The organism is Neptunomonas sp. CHC150 (assembly GCF_030397555.1).
Lineage (GTDB): Bacteria > Pseudomonadota > Gammaproteobacteria > Pseudomonadales > Balneatricaceae > Neptunomonas > Neptunomonas phycophila.
In genome coordinates this window covers 72,961-84,596 of the sequence record NZ_JAPNXU010000001.1, presented here as the reverse complement: position 1 = coordinate 84,596, position 11,636 = coordinate 72,961, and the positions used below count along the sequence as shown (strand labels likewise).

Sequence of the window (11,636 nt, the reverse complement as noted above, 5' to 3'; positions counted from 1 at the left end):
CTATACCGCCACTTCTAAAACATACCCCATTCCACGCAGGGTGTGGATAAGCTTCACGTCGAACGGATCATCTACCTTAGCTCGCAATCGTCTAATAGCAACCTCAATCACATTGGTATCGCTATCAAAATTCATATCCCACACATGAGATGCAATCAACGAACGCGGCAATACTTCGCCCTGTCGTCGTATCAACAGTTCCATCAAGGCAAACTCTTTCGCGGTTAAATCAATACGTTGGCCATCACGTGTTACACGACGGCGGATAAGATCTAATTCCAAGTCGGCTATCGATAACGATGTCGACTCTGCACTTATGCGATTACGCCGTAACAACATGCGTACCCGCGCCAATAATTCAGCAAATGCAAACGGCTTAACTAGATAGTCATCAGCACCCAGCTCGATGCCTTTAACTTTGTCTTCAACTTGGTCGCGAGCCGTTAAAAACAACACCGGCATGTCATGACCACTCACACGCAATGTTTCTAACAACCGCCACCCATCAACTCCCGGCAGCATGATATCCAGTATAATTAAATCGTAAGCACCTTCTTGCGTCAGCGCCAAATGCAGCCCATCACCACCGGTACGTGCCAAGTCAACATTAAAGCCCGACTCGGTCAAACCCTGCTTTAAAAAGTTGCCCGTTTTTACTTCGTCTTCAACAATTAGTAATTTCATAAATTAGCCATAAATGCGCACCGTATTAGCCAGTATTGGACGACTACTCACTCACACGTAGCGTGCCCTTATACATTTTCATTTGGCAATGAAATTCATATTCTCCAGTAGGCATAGCCGGTAAATGAACACGAGTATGCTGGTTCAACACCAAGGATTCACTAATATTAAATTCCGGAATGAGTAACTGCTCCGCACAAGGCGCCGGATCTTTTCGGTTAAATACCAAACTCACCGCTTGATTAGGGGGTACCGTGATGTATGACGGAGAATACACGCCGTTCTCTACGATGATGATTAAATCTTTATTGGCTTTTACTTCATTCGGTTTGTAGAGCCAAAACCACCACACAATGAGCCCAATAAAAACAACACCGACAAGATTTATAATCCACATAGTCATTACCTCTAGTGCTCTTTTACCTTAAAAAAGCGCAACCGGTTAGCGTTGGTTACTACGGTCAATGATGAAAATGCCATCGCAGCGCCGGCCACAACAGGACTGAGCAGAATACCAAATACAGGGTAAAGTAAGCCTGCCGCGATCGGCACTCCGGCGACGTTATAAATAAAAGCTCCAAACAAGTTCTGTTTGATATTACGAATGGTCGCTTTACTAACGGCTACCGCATCCGCTAATCCATGCAACGACCCTCGCATAAGAGTAATGTCCGCACTTTCTATCGCCACATCAGTCCCCGTACCGATAGCAAAGCCAACATTAGCTTGGGCAAGTGCAGGCGCATCGTTGATGCCATCTCCTGTCATACCTACGATTTCGTTTTCGTCTTGGAGGGCTTTTACCTTATCCACTTTATCCTGAGGCTGAACTTCAGCGTAGAATTCGTCAATGCCTACTTTATCGGCTACCGCTTTTGCCGTCGCTTGGTTGTCACCCGTTAACATGACCACTCGGATACCATTATCTTGCAGGCGTTTGATCGCAGCTACTGAGTCATCTTTAATTAGATCGGCCACGGCGACTATACCTGCTAAGGTGTTGTCGATAGCAAAATACATCGGGGACTTAGCCTCACGAGCAAACACTTGTGCCTGCTCAATCACCTGCTCAGATAATTCAATGCCGCGCTCCTTCATCAGCTTTTTATTACCGAGCAATAACGACTGTTCACCCACTCGGGCTTCGACACCCTGCCCTGTAATAGCATTAAAGTCAGACACAGCCGATAACGCTATGTCGCGGCTTTTAGCTGACGCTACAATCGCTTCGGCTAACGGATGTTCTGAATTGGACTCTAGACTGGCCGTCAAGCGAATAACATCTTCTTCGCTATAACCTGAGATTGCCACGATATCAGTGACCTGCGGACGCCCTAAGGTAATTGTGCCCGTTTTATCCAACACCATGGCCGTAATCTGCGATGCTGTTTGCAAGGACTCACCGTTGCGGATTAACACACCCGCTTCTGCCGCTTTCCCCACTCCCACCATGACGGACATTGGTGTCGCCAACCCTAATGCACAAGGACACGCAATAATCAGCACTGTAGTTGCTGAAACAATCGCAAAGGCGACGGTAGGCTCGGGGCCTACATTCAACCAGATGAGTGCACTAATCACGGCGATGATCATAATGGTAGGTACAAAATAGCCGGCTATCACATCGGCTAACCGACCAATAGGCGGCTTAGAATTTTGCGCTTTTTTAACCATGTTGATTATGTTCGCAAGGGCCGTATCTTTACCGACGCGTTTAGCCACAAATACTAACGAGCCTGATTTATTAATAGTGCCTGCAGACACCAAATCACCCTGCGTTTTCTCAACGGGAATAGGCTCACCGGTTAACATGGACTCATCAACAGAGCTGCGACCCTCTAGCACCTCTCCATCAACCGCTATACGCTCTCCAGGGCGAACTCTAACTTGATCATTTATGCGCACCTGTTCGATGGGGATATCAACCTCATTACCGTCACGAATCACTCGTGCGGTTTTGGCTTGCAAATTGATTAAGCGCTTAATAGCTTCAGACGTGCGGCCTCGCGCCTTGAGCTCTAACGCTAAACCGAGATTAATCAGACCAATGATCATTGCGGTAGCCTCAAAGTACACATGACGCGCCATGTCAGGCAACAGTGCCGGCACAATAATCACCACCATAGAATACAGCCATGCGGTTCCTGTACCTAAGGCTATCAGGGTGTCCATATTGGCCGAATGGTTTTTAAATGACTGCCACGCCCCGGTATAAAAATGCTTGCCAGAAAAGTACATAACAGCCAATGTAACGATTCCCACCACTAACCAAGCAAAGCGTTCTGCAGGTGATGATACCGACATATCACCGATAAACAGCCCATATAGCATTAACGGAATACCAACGCCTAAACTGATACTCATATCTCGCATGAGCTTTTTGTAGTAAGCCTGGTCGGAGGCTTCCTTTTCAGTCATGGCCGCTTCATCATTTTCCGCCACGCTTTCTTTGGCGTGATAACCGGCTTGCTCAACGGCATTGATCAACGGCTCAACGCCACTTGAGCCAGACACTAAGACCGTGCGCTGGGCAAAGTTCATCTCTGCATGATCAACACCTTGGACATTGCGTAGCGCCGTTTCAATTTTTTTAACGCAACTACCGCAATTTGCACCATCAATGAGTAACTCATACTCGGCAGAAGAGTCACATCTATGATGAGAAACAGAGGGTTTCATAGCGATACCTCATCATTAGTGGGTTCGGTAAAATTTTCAATTAAATGACAGACTGTCGGTGAGCTCGGCAATTGATCTGGCTGGGTAGACCATTGCTCTAACGCACTTTTCATACGCTGGCGTAATAACAACATTTCCTTTATGCGAGCTTCACTTTCTTCTAAACGCTGCTCAATTAAACGGCGAGCCGTACAGCAGGGAGATTTTTCATCATCGGCTTCACTGAGTATTTGAGTGACATCTTCTACCGTAAACCCAATATGTCGGGCGGCAAGAATGAACGTCAAACGTTTGTATTCTTTAACACTATATTCTTTGTATCCATTATCAGGATTCTTAACAGGGTTCAGCAAACCGATTCGGGTATAAAACCTGACGGTATCGGCCGTAACCGATGCTTTCTTGGCTAACTCGTTCACTAACATACCCACCCCCAATGATGCTTGTGCGGACGCTCTTTGCTTTTCACTTATATAGACCATACACCTATGTCTTACACACAGGTCAAGCATCAACATCTACTTACTCATCCACTATCTCATAGGGAGGCCTTCAATCACCGTAAATAACAAAAATGTAATCTTGATATCAGCTTAGCGACAGCCCGCCTCCGTAGCATGCAAACCTATGACTACAGTTTATGAACATGGCAGAGACCATTTACACGTTAATAAGAGCATTAACTCGATGAACAAAATGAAGGTTACACGACGTACATTTGTCACAGGACTGACCTTAGGAGGGCTAACCGCTGGACTGGGGCTTCGCTCAAGCCAACTACTCGCGACACCTCGCGCCCCAACTCAGCAACCAGACGTGCTAACTGGGCAGAATTTCAGCTTAAGAATCAGCGAACAAGCCGTTAACTTTACCGGTAAAGAGCGTATCGCGACTACGGTAAACAATAGCCTCCCCGCTCCTATTTTACGTTTTAAAGAAGGAGAAAGGGTCACATTACACGTAGCTAACGCATTAACTGAAACCAGCTCGATTCACTGGCATGGGCTTATCCTCCCTACCGACATGGACGGCGTGCCCGGCCTCAGCTTTGATGGAATACCATCAAACGGCAGCTACACCTATGAATTCGATGTTAAACAATCAGGTACTTATTGGTACCACAGCCACTCGGGTTACCAAGAACAAACCGGCATTTATGGTGCGATTATCATTGATCCTATCGAGCCGGAACCTTTTAGCTTTGATCGAGAGTTTGTCATGTTGCTGTCGGATTGGAGTGATGAAGACCCGCACCAAATCTACACTAAACTCAAAAAAATGAGTGACTACTACAATTTTAGTGAACGCACCCTGCTGGATACTACAGCCGATATTAAAGATAAAGGTATCAGCAATACGTGGCGGTCTCGCAAAATGTGGAACGAGATGCGTATGAGCGATGCCGATATTTCCGACGTCACCGCCTATACCTATACCTACCTAATGAACGGGTCCACTCCCGATGACAACTGGACAGGGTTATTCAAGAACGGCGAGCGTATTCGCCTTCGCTTTATTAACGGCTCCGCGATGACTTTTTTTGACGTGCGTATACCCGGCTTAAAAATGACCGTAGTTGCTGCTGATGGCCAATATGTAAAACCCGTAACGGTCGATGAGTTTCGCATAGGTATAGCTGAAACGTATGACGTGATTATCGAACCTGACGACGACTCAGCCTACACAGTATTCGCACAATCTATTGACCGCTCAGGCTACACTCGTGCCACGCTAACATCCGATCCCGATATATCCTCACTGGTACCTGAGCTAGATCCTGCTCCAACACTAACCCATGCAGATATGGGAATGGGTGGCATGACAATGGCTAACATGAATACGAAGCAAAGCATGGATCATACAAAAATGGATATGTCTGCGCCGGTAATGGACCACTCAATGATGGATCATTCCACAATGGACCATTCAGCAATGCCTATGGCTAATACGGTGACTCATTCGACAACAGAGTATGGTCCGCATGTGGATGAAAGAGCCAATAATCCGCAGTACCGTTTAGGAGATCCCGGCGTTGGCCTACGTAACAACGGCAGGCGTGTATTGACCTACGCCGATTTACGTAACCTGTATAACACCGCTAATGACCCCGAACCCACCCGGGAAATAAACCTGCACTTAACGGGCAATATGAGTCGTTACATGTGGTCTATCAACGGGGTCAAATATTCTGAAGCCAAACCGATTGAGCTTAACTATGGTGAGCGCGTTCGTATTAATTTTGTGAATGACACCATGATGAATCATCCTATGCACTTACACGGAATGTGGAGTGATTTGGAAACTGGCGACAATGACTACATGCCCCGTAAGCACACTATTATTGTTCAACCTGGATCCAGAATTAGCTACCGAGTTACCGCTGACGCTAAAGGAAAATGGGCATTTCATTGCCACCTACTCTATCACATGGGCGGTATGTTCCGCGAAGTGCACGTTAGCTAATGAGGAGTCCATCATGCTGAAATACACAACACCATTAACGAACAATCTGCGTCTGATTAGCAGCCTTATGATTGCCAGTCTTATGGCTAGCCCGCTTGCACTTGCAATGGAAACAGACGATCCACTTGTAACCCAATTAACAGTCGAAAAATTCGAAAAAAGACATTCAATAAACGACAAAAGCGCTCAACCTTTTGCTTGGGAAGCTGAAGCTTGGCTTGGTTATGACATCAACAAACTAGTATTTAAAACAGAGGGAGAGCGCGCATCAGGCAAAACAGAAAGCGCTGAGTTGCAAGGGCTGATCCGCTCAGCAATAGCCCCCTATTGGAATATACAAATGGGGATGCGCCACGACTTTAACCCAGAACCCAGCCAAAATTGGGCCGTCATTGGCCTTCAGGGCATGGCTCCCTATTTCATAGAAACAGACCTGAACTTATTCATTACTAACGGCAAACAAACCAACTTACGCCTATCAGCAGAATACGAAGCCATGATCACTCAACAGCTAGTGCTGTCTCCTTCGGCAGAAATAAACCTATATGGGAAAAATGACGAGGTACGCGGCATAGGCTCAGGTATCAGCAGCATGGAATTTGGCGTACGCCTTGCTTATGAAATACGGCGGGAATTTGCACCTTATATAGGTATAAAATGGGAGCAAACTTTCGGAAAAACCGCCGACTATGCTCGCCATGAAGGAGAAAGCACAAACGACATACAGCTTGTTGCAGGGGTACGTTTCTGGTTTTAACGACTATGCCAGAGCGTTGTACACTCATAAAAAGGTAGCTGTAAACGCTACCTTTTTTGATTCAATAACACCTCAAGCATCACATGGTGGCCGACATATTAACAATACCATCATGCACAAACTGAATCGCTAACGCCGCTAATAACACCCCCAAAAAACGACGCAGGATATCATCACCTGTACGGCCAATCACACGCTTCACATAACGCGATAAAATCATCATTGCTAACGTACTTACGCTAATGGTCAAAATAGCTAAGGTAATCGATAACTGAGTGACCGACTCATCCGCTTTGGAGTACAACAGAATTGCCAGTGTTAATGATCCCGGCCCGGCCAACATAGGAATCGACATAGGAAAGACAGCAATATCACGACGCTCGCTGGTATTGGTGTACTCAATATCTTTAGTAATCATGTGGAAGGCAGTGTAGAAAAGCAAAATACCCCCAGATATGCGCAATGCATCAATGCTGATACCTAGCTTGTGCAGTAAGGGTTCACCAAAATTACCAAATAAAATAAGTAGAGTTGCCGAGATAACCGTGGCTTTTGCCGCCATTTTTACACGATGGGCAACATCGTTAGGTGGCACTAGCGAGTGAAAAATTAACGCTGCACCAATTGGATCTATAATAACAAACAAAGCAATAATTGCGTTTAAGTAAACCGCGATATCCATATTAAGCCTCTAAAACGGGAACCAGCTAATTCCTGACTCTGATGTTAAAAACGAGGCATAGTAATATGAAACGTTGCATTAGCCCATAAAAAACGGCTGAGTGTTTAGTTCAGCCGTTTTCTTTGCTTTGTATCATTTAGCTCAAATATCCCTATGCAAGCTAAGCTACTCAGCGAAGCTAGAACATTAAGCGCTTTACTGAACTTCAGCTAAGTACTTTGTTAGACGCTTCTTTTTCATCGCGAAAGTAGCAATGAAAGGCTCAGCATCTGTTTTGATCTGTTCTAAGTTAGTAGGCTCTCCTGCCACGATAACTCCGACCATCGCCATGATTGCGTGCGGTAAGCATTTGTAAACATAAACGCCTTCTTTATCCACAGTCACAGTGATTGCTTGTCCGTTTTCACCCTTCCAAGGTGTTGCACCCTCAGGCATAAGTCCATCTACTGATTCACTGTTATGACCGGCATCGGTTGGCACAAATGTAACTGTATCTCCAACAGCTACATGTAAAACGGCCGGTTCAAATACCATAATGCCGCCTTCACCTTTGTTCTTCATTTCTACGGTATGTTCTGCAGCCACAGCAAAGTTTGCTGCAACTATCATTAACAATGCCAATAAACGTGACTTCATAATAACCTCTTATTTTACGTAACCTAGTACGGATCACATAAGACTACATACAAGGCTATGAAAACATTGTTCTTTTAGGCGGCACTCAAGTATCAAGGACATTCTTTAGTACTAGTTCTAGTGGACATTTACGCCAGAACAGCCCCAAACACGTATAAAAAATCCCCGTAGCCAAAGGCATACGGGGATGAAAGTGCCTGTAAACAGGCATCAGGAAGACTGGTGAGGTAAATCATATCTGTGCAAACTTACATATTCGGGTAATTAGGCCCTCCACCGCCTTCTGGGGTCACCCAAACAATGTTTTGAGACGGGTCTTTTATATCGCACGTTTTACAGTGCACACAGTTTTGCCCATTAATCTGAAACGTTGGCTCACCTTCATCATTTTCTAACACTTCATATACACCCGCTGGGCAATAACGTTGTGCAGGTTCAGCATAAAGAGGCAAGTTAGTCCCCAGAGGAATACTGCTGTCTTTTAACGTTAAGTGGCATAACTGATCTTCTTCATGGTTGGTATTCGATAAAAATACCGAGCTTAGTTTATCAAAACTTAACTGACCATCTGGTTTCGGGTAATCAATTGTCGCACTCGTTTTAGCATGGCGCAGTTGGGCATAGTCCTCTTCCGTATCATGCAAGGTAAAGGGCAACTTACCTTTAAAAATATTCTGATCAATAAAGTTAAACGCCCCGCCTAAATACGCGCCATATTTATGTAAAGCAGGCCCAAAGTTCCGCGCTGCGTGCAACTCTTCATATAACCAGGACGTTTCAAAAGCCGATTCAAAACCTGTCAGTTGCTGGCCTCCTTCATCACCCTGTTTAATCGCATCGAAGACGGCTTCGGCAGCTAACATGCCCGATTTCATAGCCGTATGCGTGCCCTTAATTTTAGCGAAGTTAAGCGTGCCAGCATCACACCCAATCAACAAACCACCCGGGAAAACCATGCGCGGTAGAGAATTAAGCCCACCTTTGGTGATGGCGCGCGCACCGTAGCAAACTCGCTTTCCACCTTCTAAATACTGCTTTAAAACAGGGTGGTGTTTCATGCGCTGAAACTCATCAAACGGACTTACGTATGGATTGCTGTAATTGAGGTCAACTATTAAACCCACCACTACTTGATGGTTAGCCGCGTGATATAAGAAGAAACCGCCACTCGTGCCGTCCGACAGTGGCCAGCCAGAGCCATGAACAACAAGCCCTTCTTGGTGCAGTTCTGGTTTGATATCCCACAACTCTTTAAGACCTAATCCATAGTGTTGCGGGTCGGCATCCTTAGACAAGTCAAAACGCTCATTAAGCTGCTTTCCTAAATGCCCACGACAGCCTTCTGAAAATAATGTGTATTTAGCATGCAGCTCCATACCTGGCATATAACCGTCTTTATGTTCGCCTGCTGCCGAAATCCCCATATCGCCCGTCGCTATGCCTTTAACACTACCATCTTCATGGTAGAGGACTTCGGCAGCGGCAAACCCCGGAAAAATTTCGACTCCCAAACTTTCCGCTTGTTCAGCTAACCAGCGCGTTAGGTTACCCACACTCACAATATAATTGCCTTTGTTATGCATGGTTGCAGGAATCAGCATATCGGGAATTTGAGTGGCCTTTTCATGATCCTTTAGCAGAAAAAGCTGATCTTTTGTAACAGGCGTGTCTAATGGTGCTCCCATCGTTTTCCAGTCAGGAAACAGTTCATCAAGTGCTCGCGACTCAATCACAGCGCCCGACAAAATGTGCGCGCCCACTTCAGAGCCTTTTTCCACCACACACACCGTCAGCTCTTGATCGGACTCCGTTGCTTGCTGCATCAAACGGCATGCAGCAGACAAACCGGCGGGGCCAGCCCCCACGATAACAACATCAAACTCCATCGATTCACGTTCAATAACTTCCGGTTCTGCCCCAGTATGATCTGACATAGTTATCTCCTTAGAACTGCGCTTCATCAATTGCCATAAGGCTCTCGCCTCCAGCGTTGATAATGGCCAAATGCATGGCGATACGCGGTAAATAGTGCTCGCAATAAAAGTGTGCCGTTTGTTGTTTTGTCATTAAAAACGCTGTGTCTGCGCTAGGCTGTTTACTCAATTCTTGTGCTTTTCCCGCCGCGCGCAACATGAGCCAACCACCGAGCAGATAGCCCAACAACATCATTAAATTTACCCCTATAGCTGGGGCTTGCTTTGGATTAGCTAACAAATACGCTAACGCTTCTTTGGCATTATCCACACCCATTTGGCAACGCTCTAGCGCGCCAGATAGCGTGTCCGGCAACACCATATTAGCTAATTCAGTCTCTACTTCTTGCAACAATAACGTCAGCGCTTGCCCTTCGTCACTTAACGTTTTTCGTCCCACCAAATCCAGTGCTTGAATACCGGTTGTGCCTTCATAAATCGGTAAAATCCGTGCATCACGTAAGAACTGTGCCGCTCCAGTTTCTTCAACAAAGCCCATCCCCCCATGAATCTGAACACCCAGCGAGGTTACTTCTTGAGCCAGCTCAGTCATCCATCCTTTAACAATAGGGGTATATAAGTCCACACGTGCTTGCAGTGCGTATGCCTCATTCTCTGAGGCATGTTCTAATTGATCGCCCGTTGCCGACGCTAGGTACATCAATGCACGCATGGCCTCAACGCCCGACTTCATTAGCATCAGCATGCGGCGTACGTCAGGGTGCTTCATCAAATTAACCCGGCTACCATCGCGAAGCGTGCCTTGAATTCGTTCCTGTGCATAAGTCCGCGCATGCTGATAGGCACGCTCGGAGATAGCTAAACCTTGTAGCCCCACACCCTGACGAGCATCATTCATCATCGTAAACATACAGGCTAAACCTGTATGAGGCTCACCGACTAAGTACCCAATGGCCCCACCTTCATCGCCAAAGCTCATGACGCAAGTTGGACTCCCATGAATGCCCAACTTATGCTCTAGCGATACCGCTTTAGCGTCATTACGCTCACCTAGAGAACCATCAGCATTGACTAAAAATTTAGGCACTACAAATAAAGAGATACCTTTCACACCTGCCGGGGCGTCCGGCAAACGAGCCAACACCAAATGGATGATATTATCGGCCATCTGGTGATCACCCCAGGTGATAAATATTTTTTGTCCGGTAATACGGTAATGGTCGCCTTCAGGGACAGCACGCGATTTAATGGCAGCCAAATCAGAGCCAGCATCAGGCTCGGTAAGGTTCATCGTTGCCGTCCACTCACCACTTACCAATGGCGTTACATAGGTCTCTTTTAACTCATCACTGGCGTGTGTAAGTAATGCTTCAATCGCTCCTTGAGTGAGTAATGGACACAGGGCAAATGCCATATTCGACGACTGCCAGACTTCATTCACGGCTGTGGATATCACTTTAGGCAACGCTTGCCCCCCAAAAGCTTCGGGGGCGACTAAAGAAGGCCAACCGCTTTGCACAAACTGTTTGTATGCCTGAGCAAAGCCTGCCGTTTCTTCTACGCCTTTTTCGCCCAGTACCGCACCTTGTTGATCACCCACCTTATTTAAGGGAGCGAGGACCTGCTCACCCAAACGTGCTGCTTCATCTAAGATAGCGTCGCTTAACCCTGAGGCTAAATCATCATGGCCTATCTCAGCACAAAGACCAGAAAAGTTAACAATGTGATCAAGTACAAACTGCGCATCTTGACGTGGAAAACGGTATTCGCTCATAACGCGGGCTCCTGATGCTCGTTGTAC

The 11,636-nt window shown here is 46.3% G+C and carries 10 protein-coding genes; 2 read left to right on the top strand and 8 right to left on the bottom strand.

Translation table 11 applies throughout. The annotated features are described in order from the left end of the window. Genes OW491_RS00445 through OW491_RS00430 form a run of 4 tightly spaced genes read right to left on the bottom strand, consistent with a single transcriptional unit; the run spans position 1 to position 3,845 of the window. The gene (locus OW491_RS00445) at positions 1-684 is read right to left on the bottom strand and encodes a heavy metal response regulator transcription factor (RefSeq protein WP_075179760.1); all 684 of its coding nucleotides are present in this window, start codon (positions 682-684) and stop codon (positions 1-3) included. Between the two features lie 43 nt (positions 685-727). Next, positions 728-1,081, bottom strand: coding sequence for a cupredoxin domain-containing protein (locus OW491_RS00440; protein WP_178969350.1), 354 nt, complete (start codon positions 1,079-1,081; stop codon positions 728-730). A gap of 11 nt (positions 1,082-1,092) precedes the next feature. After that, positions 1,093-3,363 (bottom strand): heavy metal translocating P-type ATPase, encoded by a 2,271-nt coding sequence (locus OW491_RS00435; protein ID WP_290034347.1) that lies wholly within the window; start codon positions 3,361-3,363, stop codon positions 1,093-1,095. Then, entirely contained in the window at positions 3,360-3,845 is a 486-nt protein-coding gene (locus OW491_RS00430) for a MerR family transcriptional regulator (RefSeq protein ID WP_246813362.1), read from the bottom strand. The genes OW491_RS00435 and OW491_RS00430 overlap by 4 nt, the downstream gene beginning before the upstream one ends. Before the next feature lie 205 nt (positions 3,846-4,050). Between OW491_RS00430 and OW491_RS00425 the strand changes: the two genes are divergently transcribed. Then, a complete protein-coding gene (locus OW491_RS00425) occupies positions 4,051-5,826 on the top strand; it encodes a copper resistance system multicopper oxidase (protein WP_290034346.1) in 1,776 nt (591 codons plus the stop codon). A gap of 13 nt (positions 5,827-5,839) precedes the next feature. Continuing rightward, positions 5,840-6,583 (top strand): copper resistance protein B, encoded by a 744-nt coding sequence (locus tag OW491_RS00420; RefSeq protein ID WP_290034345.1) that lies wholly within the window; start codon positions 5,840-5,842, stop codon positions 6,581-6,583. 79 nt (positions 6,584-6,662) lie between these two features. Here the strand turns inward: OW491_RS00420 and OW491_RS00415 are convergent, their stop codons facing one another. From OW491_RS00415 to OW491_RS00400, 4 genes are all read right to left on the bottom strand, one after another. Beyond that, positions 6,663-7,265: a MarC family protein gene (locus OW491_RS00415; protein WP_075173667.1), complete on the bottom strand. Its 603-nt coding sequence runs from the start codon at positions 7,263-7,265 to the stop codon at positions 6,663-6,665. A gap of 195 nt (positions 7,266-7,460) precedes the next feature. Further along, complete coding sequence (locus OW491_RS00410) at positions 7,461-7,901, bottom strand: pseudoazurin (RefSeq protein WP_075173666.1); 441 nt, start codon at positions 7,899-7,901, stop codon at positions 7,461-7,463. Positions 7,902-8,149: 248 nt separating this feature from the next. Further along, complete coding sequence (locus OW491_RS00405) at positions 8,150-9,835, bottom strand: electron transfer flavoprotein-ubiquinone oxidoreductase (protein WP_290034344.1); 1,686 nt, start codon at positions 9,833-9,835, stop codon at positions 8,150-8,152. A gap of 10 nt (positions 9,836-9,845) precedes the next feature. Further along, positions 9,846-11,609: an acyl-CoA dehydrogenase gene (locus OW491_RS00400; protein WP_290034343.1), complete on the bottom strand. Its 1,764-nt coding sequence runs from the start codon at positions 11,607-11,609 to the stop codon at positions 9,846-9,848. Positions 11,610-11,636 lie beyond the last annotated feature (27 nt).